Raw genomic sequence first — 16,543 nt, 5'->3', positions numbered from 1 at the left:
TCGGTCCGCGCATTAGGCGTATGGTGCCACAGTTACAAGGAAATTCGCGTGAAAGTCATCGCCTCCTCGCTGCGCAAGGGTAATGTCGTTGAGATGAACGACAAGCTGTATGTCGTTTTGACTGCAGAAAACTTTCATCCCGGGAAGGGTACGCCGACGACATCGGTGAACATGCGCGGGATTTTGGACGGTGTGAAAGTGTCCGAACGCTGGCGCACGACCGAGCAGGTGGAGCGCGCGCATGTGGATGAGCGCAAGTATAACTTTCTGTATGCGGACAGCGAAGGTTACCATTTCATGGAGCCTGTGAGCTTTGACCAATTGTCGGTGCAAGATGACGTGATTGGTGACACAGCGGTGTTTTTGAAAGACGGGCTGGAAGTGTCGTTGAAAACGTTTAACGGCGTTTGCATCGCGATTGAACTGCCGCAGCGTTTGACCGTTGAAGTGACGGAGACGGAGCCTGTGGTGAAGGGACAAACCGCGTCATCATCCTATAAGCCCGCGACCTGCGATGAAAAAGTACGCGTGATGGTGCCGCCGCATATCGGGGTTGGCACACGGATTGTGATCAACACCGAGGACAATTCCTATGTGGAACGCGCCAAGGATTAAGATCTGTTGTATGTAAAAAAAGGCCCCGCTGATTTGCGGGGCCTTTTGTGTTTTAGAAGTCGAGGTGTTCCACGCTGAGGGCGTTTTGCTGGATAAATTCGCGGCGGGGTTCCACAACATCGCCCATCAGCTTGGTGAAAATGTCGTCAGCCTCGGCCAAATCCTCTACCTTCACTTGCAGCAATGTGCGCGCCTCGGGGTCGAGGGTCGTTTCCCACAGCTGTTCGGGGTTCATTTCGCCCAAGCCCTTGTAACGTTGCAAGGACAAGCCTTTTTCACCTTCGGCGAGAATGGCTTTCAGCAGGTCAATTGGGCCGTTGATCAGGGTGTTGCGATCTTTGCGCACCAGATTGGCGTCGTTGCCGTTGTAGACATCGCGGTGCGGGGCAGAGACTTGGGAGAGGCGCCGTGCCTCACCCGAGCGCAGGACAGCACCATCGAGGGTGCGGATTTCCTCGACGCCGCGCAGGACGCGGGCTAGGCGGATGCCGTGATCTTGGGTGATGCGCCCGGTCCAGCCGCGCTCATATTCTGTGGCGATGGCATCCAGACGTTTGGCAACATTATCGGCCACCGATTGCAGGTTGGCATCGGCGCGGCCCGCATCAAAGGCACCCGCAAGGGCGGCCTGTTCAAGGATGTTGCGCGGATAATGCGTTGGGAAGGCGTCCAAAATTCGGCGAAACTGACGCGCGCCTTCGATCACGCGGGTCAGGTCGCTGCCTGCGATATCTTCGCCCGAGGACATGCGCAGCACGGCCCCGTCAACGCCCTGTTCGATCAGATAATCCTCTAGGCCCATCTGGTCTTTTAGATACACCTCAGACTTGCCGCGTGCGACTTTGTAGAGGGGGGGCTGGGCGATATAAAGGTGCCCCGCCTCAATCAAATCAGGCATTTGGCGGAAAAAGAAGGTGAGCAGAAGCGTGCGTATGTGCGCGCCATCCACGTCCGCGTCGGTCATGATGACGATTTTATGGTAGCGCAGTTTTTTCAGATTAAATTCATCGCGGCCAATTCCGGTGCCCATGGCGGTGATCAGGGTGCCGATTTCCTGGGACCCCAGCATCCGGTCAAACCGTGCGCGTTCAACGTTCAGAATTTTACCTTTCAGCGGCAAAACGGCTTGGTTTTGGCGGCTGCGGCCCTGTTTGGCGGAGCCACCAGCCGAATCCCCCTCGACCAGAAACAGCTCCGCCTTGGAGGCGTCTTTTTCTTGGCAATCGGCAAGTTTGCCGGGCAAATTGGAAATGTCCAAAGGTGATTTGCGGCGGGTCAGATCGCGGGCTTTTCGGGCGGCTTCGCGGGCAAAAGCAGCCTCAATGATCTTGCCTACGATGATTTTTGCGATGCTGGGGTTTTCTTCAAACCATTCGGACAGCTTTTCGTTCACCATGCCTTCAACCGCGGCGCGCACTTCGGAACTGACCAGCTTGTCTTTGGTTTGGCTGGAAAATTTCGGATCGGGCACCTTGACGGACAACACGCAGGTTAGCCCTTCACGCGCATCATCGCCTGTAAAATCAATCTTTTCCTTTTTCGCGATCCCGGTGGATTGCGCATAATTGTTGATGGTACGGGTCAGTGCGCCGCGCAGGCCAGCCAAATGGGTGCCCCCATCGCGCTGGGGGATGTTGTTGGTGAAAGGCAGGACGTTTTCAAAGTAGCTGTCGTTCCACCACATCGCCACTTCGACCACGATGCCGCCCTTTTCGCCGATAATATAGATCGGGTCCGGCATGATCGAGGTTTTGGAGCGGTCAAGATACTTGACATATTCGCGCACCCCGCCTTCATAGAACAATTCGGTGTGCAAGGGTTCGGCGGGGCGTTCATCAATCAAGATGATCCGCGCGCCAGAATTTAGGAAAGCCAGTTCGCGCAGACGGTTTTCCAGCGTTTTGAAGCTGTAATCAAGGTCGGAAAACGTACCATCGGCACGGTTGGTTTTGGCAGAGGCCATAAAGCGCACTTCGGTGCCACGTTCGCCGGGGGCAGGGCCAACCTCGCGCACATGTTCCACGCAATCGCCGTTTTCAAACCGGGCAAAGTATTCTTTGTCATTGCGCCAGACGCGCAGTTCCAGCCAATCCGACAGGGCGTTGACCACGGACACACCAACGCCGTGCAGACCGCCTGACACTTTGTAGGCGTTGCCGGAATCGTCGGTGTTGTTGAATTTACCGCCCGCATGCAACTGGGTCATGATGACTTCGGCGGCTGAAACGCCCTCTTCCTTGTGGATATCCACTGGGATGCCCCGACCGTTGTCGCGCACAGAAACGGAGCTGTCGGCGTGGATTTTGACGGTGACCGCGGTGGCGTGACCTGCCAGCGCTTCGTCGATGCCGTTGTCGACGACTTCATACACCATATGGTGCAGGCCCGACCCATCATCGGTATCGCCAATATACATGCCAGGACGTTTGCGAACCGCCTCTAACCCTTTGAGAACTTTGATGGAATCCGCGCCATATTCTGCGGGCTTGTTGGCTTCTTCAGTCATACGGACTTTCCTTGAATTCTGACCTTTTTTATAGGCGTTTCAGGGGGGAATGTCACGCGCAACACACAAGATTTAGCGGTTTGTTGGCAGCGTCAGGTCAGGGCGATCACCAGCCCGACGCAGATCAATAAAACGCCGGAAGTTATGTTCAAACGGCGCAGGCGGCGGGGGGAGGCGAGGAGGCGGCGCGCGCGGTCCAAAAACAGCGCAAGGCTTATGTTCCCCACAGCCGGCACGATAGCAGAAATCGCAAGGATGGCGGCAATGTCGGTGGCAGTGAGGCGGGTAAGGTCGAAAAAGCCGGGTAGCACGCTCATATAAAACAAAATTGCTTTGGGGTTGCCCATCACGGCGGCGACCCCCGCGGCAAACCCTGCCCACATGCCGGGGCGAGTCATGCGGCTGTCGGTGCCAAGGGGAGGGGCGGGTTTGCGGATTAAGGCCACGCCCATTACGACAAACACACCCACCGCCGCCCATGCCAGCGCGTCCATAAACCCGCCATAAACCGATACGACCCACGACAGCCCAAAGATCGCCGCCAATGGCCAGATCAGATCGCCCAGGGCCACCCCAATCGCCAAGGGCCATGCTGCAGCAAACCCGCCCGACAACGCACGCGCGGTCAGGGCCACCCAAACCGGGCCGGGCACCAGCCACAACAGCGCATGCCCCCGGCATAAAGAAGAAGTTCGTGGAGGCTAACGGTCATGGCAGAGTAAGGCTGCCATCATCAGACAGCGACCAAAACGGGTTCATTGCCACCTCCCAAACATGGCCATCAAGGTCCGCCCAATAGCCGGAATACCCACCCCAAAACACCTTTTCTGGGGATTTGATTGCCGTTGCCCCGGCTGCGATCGCGGCCGCAAAGGCTGCATCCACATCAGCATCGGTCGCAAAGTTTTGGGCCATTGTGATCGCACCTGTGCCAAGGGCTGCCCCGGCGCGCCCTTGATCCTTTGCCAATTCTGCTACAGGAAACAGGCCCAACGCCGCGCCGTGCATCTGGAAAAATGCCACCGCTTCGCTGCTTTCACTGTGTTCTTGCCAGCCTAAACGGGCATAAAAGGCACGCGACAGGCCCAGATCCGCGACACCAAGGGTGATAAGGGTGATGCGCTGAGGGGTCATTGGATTTCCTTAATCTGGGACTGGTTGGCAGTTTCTGTCAGTGCAAAGACCTGCGCCCGCGAACCAAGGGTGTCAAACAATTGACTTTCGGTTCCTGTCATGATGGCCTGCGCCCCCAATGCGCAGATTTCGTCATAAAGTGCGGCGCGGCGCGGGGCGTCAAGATGGGCCGCCACCTCATCCAGCAACAAGATGGGGGCGGCCCCCAAATCTTGGGCCAAAGCGCGGGCATTTGCCAGGATCAGGCTGACTAGCAGCGCTTTTTGTTCGCCTGTCGAACATTGATCGGCAGCGACACCTTTGTCGGCATAAATGCCCGACAGATCGGCACGGTGCGGCCCAACCAAGGTTCGCCCCGCAGCCATATCCCGCCGACGCCCTTCGACCAGCGCAGATGCCAGATCATCCGTCGGTTCTGGATTGACGAGTGTCAGGGCGGCACTGGGAAAGGCGGTATCTGCATCATTCTGCGCAGTGGACAGACGGCGCAGCGTGGCCGCGCGATTGCCTTCAATCTGTGTTGCGGCATCAACCATCCGCGCTTCCAAGGCACGATACCAATGCGCGTCTTGCACCTGATCTTTCAGCAGGCGATTGCGGTCGCGCATGGCTTTTTCATAGGTCAAAACCGCTTCAGCGTGGTCGGGCGCAAAGCTAAGGGTCATGCGGTCCAAAAAACGCCGCCGCCCTTCCGCCGCTTCGATCCATAAACGGTCCATCGCGGGCACCAACCATAACACCCGGGTGATGCGGGCCAGCGACACCTGCGTCGCGGCCTTGCCATCAATTCGCACACTGCGCGTCTGCCCAGCTTCGGCCCCCGTTTCCACCTCATGGTCGGCGTTTGTCCCGTGCAAACACGCAGTGATCTTCCAACCCAAGGCTTCGGGCTTGCGTGACAACTCCTCCGCTCCGGCACGCCGCAAGCCGCGACCGGGTGACAACAGGGAAATCGCTTCAAGAATGTTGGTTTTTCCCGCCCCGTTTGGGCCAATCAGCGCAACAGGACGCCCATCAAACCCAATTCTGGCTGCGCGGTGACTGCGGAAATGCGAAAGGGAAAGATCAATGATCGACAAACCGGACATGCTTGCCTTTCATCTTGGTAAAAATACCTCGGGGGGGCCGGCCCCCCGACTTTGGTGTAAAGTGTGGCGCTGATTAAACGCGCATCGGCATGACGACATAAATGGCAGAGGTGTCGTTCCCCTCACGCATCAAGGTCGGATCACCGGAGGAGTTGAACATGAACACCGCGTTTTCACGGTCCACTTGGCTGGCGATCTCCAGCAGATATTTCGCATTGAAACCAATTTCCAACCGCTCGTCAGAATAGGCTACGGCCAATTCTTCCTCGGCAGCCCCGGAATCGGGCGCGTTTACGGACAAGACCAGACGATCTTCATCCAGTGACAACTTCACAGCACGCGAGCGTTCGGATGAAACGGTTGCCACACGGTCAACTGCCTTGGCAAATTCAGAGGCGTCCACCTCCAGCCGTTTTGTGTTTCCGGTTGGAATCACCCGGGTATAGTCCGGAAAAGTACCATCAATCACTTTGGAGGTCAGCGAAATTACCGATGTTGCAAAACGCACCTTGGTTTCCGAAACGGATACCGCGATCATCGCGTCATCGTCATCCAGCAGTTTGCGCAATTCATTCACCGTTTTGCGGGGCACAATCACGCCTGGCATCTCACTTGCACCATCGGGCAATGGGGCGTCAATGCGGGCCAAGCGGTGCCCATCGGTTGCCACGCAGCGCAGGGCCGGGCCATCATCCCCGGTTGCAACATGCATATAAACGCCGTTCAGATAATAGCGCGTTTCTTCGGTCGAAATGGCAAATTTGGCCTTGTCAAACAACCGGCGCAGCAAAGGGGCCTTGGCCGAGAAGTTGCAGGAATATTCTGAGCTTGCCATGACCGGAAAATCTTCCTTGGGCAATGTTGCAAGGTTGAAATTTGACCGACCCGCTGTCACCGTCAGACGGCCAGAGGCGGCATCTTCGGACAGGTTCACCAGCGCACCATCCGGCAATTTACGCACGATTTCATGCAGCATAACGGCGGAAACGGTGGTTGCACCCGGGCGTTCCACCACGGCGGGGGCACGGTCCACCACTTCGATATCAAGATCGGTGGCGCGGAAGGAGACGCTGTCGCCTTCCGCCTCGATCAGCACATTGGCAAGGATTGGAATGGTATTGCGCCGCTCAACCACAGACTGGGCCTGACTGACCGCTTTCAAAAGCGTGCCGCGTTCGATGCTGATCTTCATGTTCCGTCCCTTTGTCGTCTTGGTGCTGGCTGCATGCCCCCACAACTTACGCCATAGGGAGGTCAAATTTAGCTGTTTTTCGGGCTTTCACAAGGGCAAAGGCGTGATGCCCCCTATTTTCGAATTACCCCTGCAGCAGGCGTTTAAGCATTTGCAGATCATCTGATAATTGGCTGTCTGCGGTCATCAACTCTTCGATCTTGCGCACGCCGTGCATGATGGTCGTGTGATCGCGCCCGCCAAAACGGCGGCCAATGTCTGGCAAGCTGCGGCTGGTCAACTGTTTGGACAAATACATCGCGATTTGGCGGGGGCGCGCGATGGTACGCACGCGTTTCGGGCCAATCATATCGGACAGGCGGATGTTGAAATGTTCCGCCACTTTGCGCTGAATTTCCTCAATAGTGATTTTGCGATCTGATGCGCGCAGGATGTCGGCCAAGCAATCTTGGGTCAGGTCCAGCGTGATTTCGCGGCCCACAAGGCTGGCAAAGGCGAAAAGGCGGGTTAGCGCCCCTTCGAGAACGCGGACGTTCGTGGAAATGCGGTGGGCCAAAAATTCCAGCACGCCCGGCGCGATCACCAGATCACGGTACTGGGTGTGATAAAATTCGGCTTTTTGTTGCAAGATGCCAAGGCGCAGTTCGTAATCGGTCGGGTGCAGATCAACGACCAAACCACATTGCAGGCGCGATTTGATACGCTCCTCTAGGCCTTTGATTTCGCCGGGGGCGCGGTCGGCAGAAATGACGATCTGTTTGTTTTGATCGACCAGTGCATTGAACGTGTGGAAAAACTCTTCTTGTGTGCTGTCTTTTCCGGCGATGAATTGCACGTCATCAACCATCAGCACATCGACAGAACGGAAAAGCTCTTTGAAATCCATGACTTGCCGTTCGCGCAGGGCTTGCACAAACCGGTACATGAATTGTTCGGCTGACAGGTACAGCACGCGCAATTCTGGTTGGCGCTGCTGCAATTCATGGGCAATCGCATGCATCAGGTGGGTTTTGCCAAGGCCAACGCCGCCGTATAAAAACAGCGGGTTAAAGGTGACAGGCCCCCCTTCGGCCACGCGGCGTGCAGCGGCATGCGCCAGCTCGTTTGGCTTGCCCACCACAAAGCTGTCAAAGGTAAAGCGGGTATCCAAGGGCGCGCCCGGCACTTCTTTTTCGTCTGTAGCGCGTTTGCGCGCAGGTTCAGTGGGTTTGGGCGCTGGGTTTGGGTTTCGTTCAAGGGCAAATTCGACGCGGTCCACCTCTGCGCCCGAGCGGTGCAATTGGTGTAGAATTTGGTCGGCAAAATTGCGTTTTACCCAATCCCCAAAAAACGTGGTTGGGACGGAAAAGTTCGCAACGCCCCCAGACAGGGCGGACAATTTCAGCGGTTCGATCCAAGTGATGTAATTGTCCTTGCCCACCCGTGCGCGCAAGGTTTCCCGGATTTCAGCCCAGCCTTCATTCGTCATACAACTACCTGTCTATCGGCTTTACATTTCGCCCGGGTGGACGAAACGAATGTGATGCAACACGCGACGACAGGCTTAGACACAACCGCGCAAAAGCGGGATGTGCCCAACGACAAAAAATACAAGCCCGCCACAGCAACGCTGTAGCGGGAAACACCTGAAAACACAGACCCGCAAACAGGCAGACCGTGTATCCAAATGCACCCGTACCGAAAAAAATAAAGCACCGCAAAAAGCCGCGGGGCAAACCTGCCTTATCCTTTCAGAACGCGCTTACATCTTGTCCCCCAGGACGACGTGAATCGCTTAGGGAACGTAGCAACCCGATTGGGGGCAGAGCAACCGATCTTCTCTGTTGACATGTATTTGATCAAAGCGAATCTGGTGGCCTGTGCAAATTGGCCACGCATGGGCGTTTTCTGCCGTCTTAAAACGAAAAAAGGCGCACCAAGAGTGCGCCTTTTTCTATGTGTATTCATCTGGTTGGCTAAATATGGACCGATCATGACCTGTTGGGAACAGGTCAGACGACAGGTGCGGCCAAACCATTCACGCGCGATGCGAGGCGCGAGATTTTGCGCGACACTGTGTTCTTGTGCAGAACGCCTTTGGTCACGCCACGGGCCAATTCTGGCTGTGCGGCGCGCAGGGCTGCAGCTGCGGCTGTCTGGTCGCCAGACGCAATCGCCTCTTCAACTTTGCGCAGGTAGGTGCGGATGCGCGAACGGCGAGCTTTGTTAACGTCATAGCGGGCGTCAGCTTGGCGGGCGCGTTTTTTGGATTGGGATGTATTGGCCATGGGACAGAATTCCTATTCGTCTGGATCAGTTTTGTTTCGGTAAACACAATAGACCCAAGACTTCCGCCCATATCAGCGAAAATGATTCTTGCCTTAAGCGGGCCCACGCGCATTTCAATCGCGGCGTATAAGGCAAGAATCACAGGTTGGGAAGGGCTATTTGTCAGCGGTCGCGAAACTGCGGGGTGCGTTTTTCCAAGAAAGCGGCCATGCCCTCTTTTTGATCCTCGGTGGCAAACATCGAGTGGAACAAGCGGCGTTCAAACAACAAACCTTCGCGCAGGGTCGTTTCATAGCTGCGATTTACCGCTTCTTTTGCGGCCATTGCGGTGATGAGGGATTTTTCAGTGATCTTGGTTGCGGCTTTCATCGCCTCCTCGATCAAGGATTTTGCGGGCACAACGCGGGACACAAGGCCGCAGCGTTCCGCCTCGGCTGCGTCCATGTTGCGCCCTGTCAGGTGCATATCCATTGATTTTGATTTGCCAACAAAGCGGGTGAGGCGCTGGCTGCCACCAAAGCCAGCGATCACACCAAGGTTGATTTCAGGCTGGCCAAATTTTGCAGTATCAGCGGCGATGATGAAATCGCAAGCCATGGCGAGTTCGCAGCCGCCACCCAACGCATAGCCGGATACGGCGGCAATGATGGGTTTGCGAATTTCCAAAATCGCATCGGAAATACCGCCAAAAAGGTTGGCGGTGTAGGCATCCACAAAACTTTGTTCGGCCATTTCCTTGATGTCTGCGCCCGCGGCAAATGCCTTTTCTGACCCGGTGATGACGATGCAGCGAACTTTGTCATTGGCATCGGCGGCCTGCAAAACAGTCGCCAATTCGCCAAGCATTTTGGAATTCAGAGCATTCAGCGCCTCGGGGCGGTTCAGCTTGATCAGGGCGATATAATCCTCGATCTCAACGATCAGTGTTTCATAGGCCATCTGAGGTTCCTTTGGATTTGTCTTGCGAGGGAGTCTGTAACAGGGCGGCGGGCAGGTTCAAGTCATCTCTGACACTGCGGGCAGAAGAAAGAGGAGCGGCCAGATTGCACGATGCGCTGAATGTCGGCGGTGCATTCTGGTGTGGTGCAGGGTTCACCTTCACGACCATAAACGCGAAAGCGGTGCTGGAAATAGCCCAGCTCGCCATCGGCCTGACGGTAATCGCGCAGGGAGGAACCGCCTGCCTCAATCGCCTCGGCCAGCACATCGCGTATCAGGGGCACAAGGCCCGCGACAATGGTGGCGGGCAAATCGCCGACTTTGCGTGCCGGATGCAGGCCCGCGCGGTAAAGCACTTCGCAAACATAGATATTTCCAAGACCTGCGACGGTTTGCTGGTCCAACAATGCCGATTTGATGGGGGTGGCGCGGTTTTTCAGGCGTTGGGTTAGGTAGGACTCGTTAAAGCCGTTGCCAAAGGGTTCTGGCCCGATGCTGGCCAGCAGCGGATGGGCGTCACCCAACCCCGTGTCCAAAAGGTCCATCGCGCCAAATCGGCGGGCATCGTTAAAGGTTATCCGCGCACCATTGCCCATGGTCAGCACAACATGATCGTGTTTCGCCGGGGCGGGGTGGTCGTGGTGAAAATCACCCTGCAAGACGCCAGAAATCAGGATGCGGCCAGACATGCCAAGATGCATCAGCAGCGATTCCCCTGTCGAAAGATCGGCAAGAATGTATTTGGACCGCCGCCGCAGCGCGATCACTTTAGCACCCGTAAGGCGTTCTGCCATGCGCGGCGGAAAGGGCCAGCGCAAATCTGGGCGGTTCACCGCCGCATGTGTGATGGTTTGGCCTGTCATTGCAGGTTCCAGCCCACGGCGGACAGTTTCAACTTCGGGCAGTTCGGGCATTGTATCGCCTTTCGGACAGATGGGCGCATTGCAGCGCCGCGCCATCCCCCTATAAAGAGAGGTGAGCGACCAATCGCAAGAGTGCAGTGAGCAAAGCCATGACCGAGACTGATCAGAAAACCACGCATTTCGGCTTTCAAACCGTCGATGAGGTCGAAAAGGCCGGCATGGTGCATGGCGTGTTTACGCGGGTGGCCAGTAAATATGATGTGATGAATGATGCAATGTCATTCGGTATCCACCGCATTTGGAAAGATGCGATGATGGATTGGCTGGCGCCGCGTCCGGGGCAAAAGCTTTTGGATGTGGCGGGCGGGACCGGGGATGTGGCGTTTCGGTTTTTGAAACGCGCGCCGGGCGCGCAGGCCACCGTGTGCGATATGACCGAAAGCATGTTGGTAGAGGGTAGCCAACGCGCCGAAGCGGGCAGCATGGCGGATGCGCTGGAATGGGTGGTTGGCGATGCGATGGCGCTGCCCTTTGCCGATAACAGTTTTGACATATACACGATATCCTTTGGCATCAGAAACGTGACGCGAGTGGCCGATGCGCTGGCTGAGGCGTACCGCGTGCTGCGGCACGGTGGGCGGTTGATGGTGCTGGAGTTCAGCCAGCTGCCGAATGCTGCGATGCAAAAGGCGTATGATCTGTATTCGTTCAACGTAATCCCGGTGATGGGGCAAGTGATAGCGAATGATCGAGACAGCTATCAGTACCTTGTCGAAAGTATACGCAAGTTTCCGGATCAAGAAATGTTTGCGGCCATGATCCGGGAGGCGGGTTTTGACCAAGTGAAATATCGCAATCTGACCATGGGTGTGGCCGCCCTTCATTCCGGGTGGAAGCTGTAGGTGCGCGGCCCGCATAACATCATTAGGCTGGTGCGCACGCTGGCCACGTTTGAACGCACAGGCGCGATTGGTGTGGTGTTGGAGGCGTTTGACGCCCCGCCGCGCTTGCGGTTTGTTGCGCGGGTGCTGGGCTGGCCGTTCAAATGGTTGGGGCTGCGCGGTGATCCGGCGCTGCCGCCCGCGACCCGTGCGCTGACGGCGCTGGGCCCGGCCTATATCAAGTTTGGCCAAATCCTGAGCACGCGCCCCGATGTTGTGGGGGATGAACTGGCCTTGCAGCTAAAATATCTGCAGGACAAGCTGCCGCCCTTTCCGGTCCAAGTAGCGAAGGACATGATTGCCGCCGAATTGGCGATGCCAGTTGATCAGGTTTTTTCGGCATTTTCAGACCCTGTTGCGGCGGCATCCATCGCGCAAGTGCATCGTGCGACCTTGGCAGACACCGGGGCTGACGTTGCAGTGAAAGTGCTGCGGCCGGGCATTGAAAAGGCGTTTCGCAAAGATATAGACGCGTTTTATTTTGCGGCTGGGGTGATAGAATTTCTGTCACCCGCTGCGCGGCGGCTGCGGCCGATGGATGTTGTCACGCATTTTGACGGCGTGGTGCAGGGCGAATTGGACCTGCGGCTGGAATCCGCAGCAGCGGGGGAGTTTGCGGCCAATACCGCTGACGACGCCGGTTTTCAGGTGCCAAAGCCGATTTGGAATTTTTCCGGGCGCACAGTTCTGACGATGGACTGGGCTGAGGGCATGAGCATGTCGGACAATGTCGCGATTGATGCGGCTGGGCTGGACCGAAATAAGCTTGCAACGCGCGTGCTGCAACTATTTTTGCAGCATGCACTGCGCGACGGATATTTCCATGCAGATATGCATCAAGGCAACCTGAAGGTTGCGGCGAATGGCGATATTATCGCCTTTGATTTCGGGATTATGGGGCGGCTGGACGAATACACCCGACGTGTCTATGCCGAGATTTTGTTCGGTTTTATTCGCCGCGATTATCGACGCGTGGCGGAGGTGCATTTTGAAGCGGGCTATGTGCCTGCCGACCGTGATATTGATGAATTTGCGCGCGCGCTGCGCGTGGTGGGTGAACCGATTTTTGGGATGGATGCCACACGGATTTCAATGGCGCGACTGTTGGCCTATTTGTTTGAAGTTACTGAACGTTTCGGGATGGAAACACGGACTGAACTGATCCTTTTGCAGCGCACGATGGTTGTGGTGGAAGGGGTGGCGCGCGGTCTGAACCCGCAGATCAACATTTGGCTGGATGCGCGGCCTGTGGTCGAAAGTTATATCAAGGATAACGTGGGGCCAAAGGCATTGCTGCGGGATTTGCAGAAAACAGTTCTGGTTTTGGCGCGGTTCGGACCCAAATTGCCACGGCTGGTTGAGGCGCAGTTGGTCCGCCAATCGCAACCTCAGCCCGTATCCCTCAAGCCGAAATTTTGGGTTCCGATGGTTTGGGTTATTTTGGGTGCCGCGCTTGCGCTATCGGGAGTATTTTTAGGGCAAAGCCTGTAGCGCAGCCAGTTCCATCTGAAGCGCCATAGCATAATCTGTAGCACCTTGTTCTGATTTCCAAAGGCAATGCGCAGCCATACGCCAATGGTAAAGCGGGGCCAAAAGATCGTACCTCGCCATTGTTTTGGCGGGCATGTTTGACCGAAAAACGCTGATTTCCTGAATGGTCAGCGCGGAGCCACGATATAGCCATTGCATCGCGGGCGACAGGAAAGTTGCAATATCTTCCGTCGGGTCGCCAAGGGCGGGGCATTGCCAATCAATCAACGTGATCTTGCCATTGTGATGGATCATATTGCCGGGAACCGCGTCACCATGGATCAACCGGGCCGACGTTTCTGGAATGGACAGGTCTGGTGGTGGCGGTGGAAGGGGTCCCGAACACAAATTGGCAATCGCGATTGCCTGCGCCAAAAGAGGCACGCTGCCATTCGGGGCAACGCGCAGCGGCATGGCAAGCGGATCAATAGCGTGCAATGTTTTCAGTGCGGTCGCAACGGTTGCCGGGTCCGCTTGCCAAGTGTGGCCGGGTAAATGTTTGTAAGCAATCCAATCTTGTCCGTGGGCCAAGAGAGTGGGGGAAAGGCCGGAGCGTGCAAGCAGAGCCAACGCCGTTACCTCGGCTTTAGGATCATTTGGAAACAAGGGGCTATTGCCATTTTTGGCATACTGTTTGACTACAATTTGCCCTACTTTCCACAGGCAGTTCACACGCCCCCCCATCAACGGCTGCCATGCGTCTTTTGTGATGGGCATTATATCGCTGACCTCGTTCATCAAGGCCTTTGGTGGGGGGGAAGTCGTGTAATTTAAGGTCATCATGTCGACGTAACGCTATATCGCGCAACGGTGTTGGGGCAAGGGGGCGCCGCCTCAAATCGGGCTGCGCAGGGCAGTGATCTGATCGGCGGACAGCGATACGCCACCAGCGAGAATCAAGCGTGGGCCCGTTGGTCTTGTCTGAATTTCGTGAATACGGCCGTAGCTTTCGACGGCGCTTGTCCCGATTCGCAGCCCTTGATTGTAGCTTTCCAAGCTTAATGTGTAGGTGCCCTTTGGCAGGGGGGTTCCCGTGATATCGGTGCCAGTCCAAGAGTAGGGCGCGCGATTTTGGGGAATATCCTCACGCGCGACGGTGTTTCCATTGGCGTCTTGGACCACCAAGACCGCGCGGTCTGCGCCCATTTGAGGGGTGGGGGAAAGCGTGACGGCGTTGCCTTCCATGAACACTGGGGCCGCGCTGCGCGCCTCTTGTCCAACCCAAGAGGCCAACTGCGCCATGCCTTGAACATTCATAAGACCGGCAAGCGCATCGAGCTTTTGATTCGTCAAAGTCTGCTGTTCAACGCTGGAAAATGTAGCCAACTGGACCGCGTAATCGGCAGAATCAATTGGGTTCATGGGATCTTGATTCTGAATTTGGGCCGTCAGCATTTTGAGGAATGTGTCAAAGTCTGAAGATATCTTGCTGGGGGCGGTGGTCTGTGTCGCGGGAGCAGGGACAAAAGGCGATGTCGTTATTTGCATGTTTGTTCTTTCTGAGAATAGCAATGGGTTACACCCGCAGGTCTAACCCATTGCGTGGTGGCACGATGTTCTGGGGCGTAATCGATTTGGGCGCAGCAAAGGGTGCGCTTTGGGACTGGCTGTTTTCTGTATTTTGTTGACGCTGATCCCCTTTTGGGGCGTCACCCCAATTTGCAAAACTGAGGGAGGGGTTGCTGAAGCCGGATTGGCGCAGATCGGTTATGAAACTTTCGGCGTTTCGGCGCATCAAATCCATCGTTTCAGGACGTTCTGCATGGATCACAATCCGAATTTTATCGCCGTCTGGTGTTAAGAGGAGTTTGATTTGGCCTAGCTCCTGGGGCGTGAGGGAAAGCTCTACCAAGCCTGGTTTGCCCAACTTAACATGGTCCTTTAGTTGGGTTGCGAGTGCTAACAGCGGAAGAGGCGTGCTTTGCGACCCTGCGGGCGGGGCGAGCGTTGGATTAGATGTTGCGGCAGATTGAAGCCAGGTTATCGGGCGATTTTCATCAAATGATGTGAGGTCTGGCTGGATATGTTTTGCCAAATCCCCCAACGGACGCATTGCCCCCGCGATGCCCTGTTGGGGCGGCGTAGTGGCGGCTAATGCGGCCAGTCCATTTGTTTGTATGTGAGAAACGTGGGGGAACAGTGGAGGTTCTTTTTGCAATATTGAAGTGTAATCGCTGCGCCCGGAGTTTGATTTTCCAACGTGTGTCGTCGTTTTGATGTCAAAAATAATTTGTGCCAATGGGGGGGCAGATGATTGCACGTTTGCAGAAGCTGTTTTTATCTCAATTTGATTTGGTGCTGTGGCCTGCGGCAACTGCAACGGGATGGCGCCATCAGGAAGCGATTCTGTCGAGAGGGGCAAGTCAACTTTGACAGCTGCAGGTGGGGGTGAGAGTTCGCTCCCCCAATGTCTAGCCGCCGCCTGTAGGCGTGGTGCTGTTGGATTAATTGGCTGAGATGAGTCAATCGATTGAAAGTCTGGTCGCATGGTCATTTTTGCGTCAGCATGTATGCCCAATGCGAATTTGTTTTGGGCGGATTTCTGATCTGCCAGCACACCAGTTTCGGAATGTTGCACGGCGATCAAAATGGGGTCGAGGCCTGCAATGATAATTGGCATCGTGTGGGGACCAAAACCCGCATTGGTGCTGTGCTGAATTGCTTGGGTATTGTTGAAGGCGACGCTTTGTGAGGCGATAACCTTAACGTCAGTTGCTTTTGGATTGTCACCAATTTGAACAGCGACGGTTGGACCATCATCCGACCGACTGATTGCGCTTTGTATTTCAATGCTTTGCTGCGAAAGATCTTTCCTCGTAGGGGAATGCGCCTCACGGTTTGTTTGCAGGTCGGGCGCGCGCATGGGGTCAGATGTGGCATTGATTGCTTGATTAGAAACTATGGCTGCTGCGGTTGTGGCCATGGTGTTTTCGTTTAGGACCCCTTGAGGGGTTTGCGCCGAAATGGATCCTGCCATCCAAAAATCATTATCCATCAAGGCGTCTTGAGAGACGGGGTCCATTGTGGTTGGCCCGGAAAGATTAGCTGTTTGTGTAGTGCGAAGATCCCATACGGTCGCTGCTTTCGGAGGAGCGTCAATTGGCACAACTGGGCTGCTATGACCGTCGGGCTGCGTGGCTCTGTTGCACAAATCCCATGAGGGATTCATCTTGTGAATCCAGCATGGTAGCTGTGTGGTATGAGTAAACCGACACCCCTCGCCTACAAGACCAGGAACTGGTCCGCCTATAACGAAGCGCTCAAGCGTCGTGGCTCGCTGACGATTTGGTTCGATCCCACCATGACCTGGGAGGCTGCGCCGACCGGAAAACGTGGCCGACAGCCCGACTACAGTGACGCTGCGATCCAGACATGTCTGACGATGAAAGTACTGTTCGGCATGGCGCTGCGGCAGACGACGGGGTTTGTCGAGAGCCTCCTGCACCTGATCGACTTGGATTGGGCGG

The 16,543-nt window shown here is 55.9% G+C and carries 16 protein-coding genes; 4 read left to right on the top strand and 12 right to left on the bottom strand.

Annotation, left to right across the window (positions count from 1 at the left end; genetic code table 11):
- The first annotated feature begins 48 nt into the window (after nt 1-48).
- Complete coding sequence (gene efp, locus BMY36_RS11475) at nt 49-615, top strand: elongation factor P (protein ID WP_050521530.1); 567 nt, start codon at nt 49-51, stop codon at nt 613-615.
- A 52-nt stretch (nt 616-667) separates the two neighbouring features.
- On the opposite strand, the gene gyrB is transcribed toward efp, so the two are convergent.
- From gyrB to mutM, 9 genes are all read right to left on the bottom strand, one after another.
- Nucleotides 668-3,121: a DNA topoisomerase (ATP-hydrolyzing) subunit B gene (gyrB, locus tag BMY36_RS11470; protein WP_050521531.1), complete on the bottom strand. Its 2,454-nt coding sequence runs from the start codon at nt 3,119-3,121 to the stop codon at nt 668-670.
- A gap of 92 nt (nt 3,122-3,213) precedes the next feature.
- On the bottom strand, nt 3,214-3,774 hold the full coding sequence (locus BMY36_RS11465; protein WP_331458168.1) for a LysE family translocator: 561 nt from the start codon (nt 3,772-3,774) through the stop codon (nt 3,214-3,216).
- A gap of 55 nt (nt 3,775-3,829) precedes the next feature.
- Nucleotides 3,830-4,255, bottom strand: a complete 426-nt coding sequence (locus tag BMY36_RS11460; protein WP_050521532.1) for a VOC family protein — start codon at nt 4,253-4,255, stop codon at nt 3,830-3,832.
- The gene (recF, locus tag BMY36_RS11455; RefSeq protein WP_050521533.1) at nt 4,252-5,343 is read right to left on the bottom strand and encodes a DNA replication/repair protein RecF; all 1,092 of its coding nucleotides are present in this window, start codon (nt 5,341-5,343) and stop codon (nt 4,252-4,254) included. Before recF ends, BMY36_RS11460 begins: the two co-directional genes overlap by 4 nt.
- A 73-nt stretch (nt 5,344-5,416) precedes the next feature.
- Nucleotides 5,417-6,535 (bottom strand): DNA polymerase III subunit beta, encoded by a 1,119-nt coding sequence (dnaN, locus tag BMY36_RS11450; RefSeq protein ID WP_050521534.1) that lies wholly within the window; start codon nt 6,533-6,535, stop codon nt 5,417-5,419.
- Between the two features lie 124 nt (nt 6,536-6,659).
- Nucleotides 6,660-8,003 carry a chromosomal replication initiator protein DnaA gene (dnaA, locus tag BMY36_RS11445; RefSeq protein WP_050521535.1) on the bottom strand — a complete coding sequence of 448 codons (1,344 nt, stop codon included), beginning with the start codon at nt 8,001-8,003 and terminating at the stop codon, nt 6,660-6,662.
- A 523-nt stretch (nt 8,004-8,526) separates the two neighbouring features.
- Nucleotides 8,527-8,802, bottom strand: a complete 276-nt coding sequence (gene rpsT, locus BMY36_RS11440) for a 30S ribosomal protein S20 (RefSeq protein WP_050521536.1) — start codon at nt 8,800-8,802, stop codon at nt 8,527-8,529.
- 163 nt (nt 8,803-8,965) lie between these two features.
- The gene (locus BMY36_RS11435; protein WP_050521537.1) at nt 8,966-9,742 is read right to left on the bottom strand and encodes an enoyl-CoA hydratase; all 777 of its coding nucleotides are present in this window, start codon (nt 9,740-9,742) and stop codon (nt 8,966-8,968) included.
- A gap of 62 nt (nt 9,743-9,804) precedes the next feature.
- Nucleotides 9,805-10,656: a bifunctional DNA-formamidopyrimidine glycosylase/DNA-(apurinic or apyrimidinic site) lyase gene (gene mutM, locus BMY36_RS11430; protein ID WP_050521538.1), complete on the bottom strand. Its 852-nt coding sequence runs from the start codon at nt 10,654-10,656 to the stop codon at nt 9,805-9,807.
- A 98-nt stretch (nt 10,657-10,754) separates the two neighbouring features.
- Between mutM and ubiE the strand changes: the two genes are divergently transcribed.
- Nucleotides 10,755-11,507 (top strand): bifunctional demethylmenaquinone methyltransferase/2-methoxy-6-polyprenyl-1,4-benzoquinol methylase UbiE, encoded by a 753-nt coding sequence (gene ubiE / locus BMY36_RS11425; RefSeq protein ID WP_050521539.1) that lies wholly within the window; start codon nt 10,755-10,757, stop codon nt 11,505-11,507.
- Nucleotides 11,508-13,037: a 2-polyprenylphenol 6-hydroxylase gene (ubiB, locus tag BMY36_RS11420; protein ID WP_050521540.1), complete on the top strand. Its 1,530-nt coding sequence runs from the start codon at nt 11,508-11,510 to the stop codon at nt 13,035-13,037.
- On the opposite strand, the gene BMY36_RS11415 is transcribed toward ubiB, so the two are convergent.
- The 3 genes from BMY36_RS11415 to BMY36_RS19225 form a co-directional block, all read right to left on the bottom strand.
- A complete protein-coding gene (locus BMY36_RS11415) occupies nt 13,020-13,760 on the bottom strand; it encodes a phosphotransferase (protein WP_074818748.1) in 741 nt (246 codons plus the stop codon). The genes ubiB and BMY36_RS11415 overlap by 18 nt on opposite strands.
- Before the next feature lie 150 nt (nt 13,761-13,910).
- Nucleotides 13,911-14,588: a flagellar hook capping FlgD N-terminal domain-containing protein gene (locus tag BMY36_RS11410; RefSeq protein WP_139194023.1), complete on the bottom strand. Its 678-nt coding sequence runs from the start codon at nt 14,586-14,588 to the stop codon at nt 13,911-13,913.
- 4 nt (nt 14,589-14,592) lie between these two features.
- Entirely contained in the window at nt 14,593-16,071 is a 1,479-nt protein-coding gene (locus tag BMY36_RS19225) for a flagellar hook-length control protein FliK (RefSeq protein ID WP_175469293.1), read from the bottom strand.
- A gap of 204 nt (nt 16,072-16,275) precedes the next feature.
- On the opposite strand from BMY36_RS19225, the gene BMY36_RS11395 reads away from it, so the two are divergent.
- On the top strand, nt 16,276-16,543 hold a 268-nt coding region (locus BMY36_RS11395; RefSeq protein WP_175469292.1), incomplete at its 3' end, for a transposase.

The organism is Pseudorhodobacter antarcticus (assembly GCF_900110135.1).
Lineage (GTDB): Bacteria > Pseudomonadota > Alphaproteobacteria > Rhodobacterales > Rhodobacteraceae > Pseudorhodobacter > Pseudorhodobacter antarcticus.
Note: the sequence above shows the minus strand (reverse complement) of the source record. Positions and strands in the feature narration are given on the sequence as shown.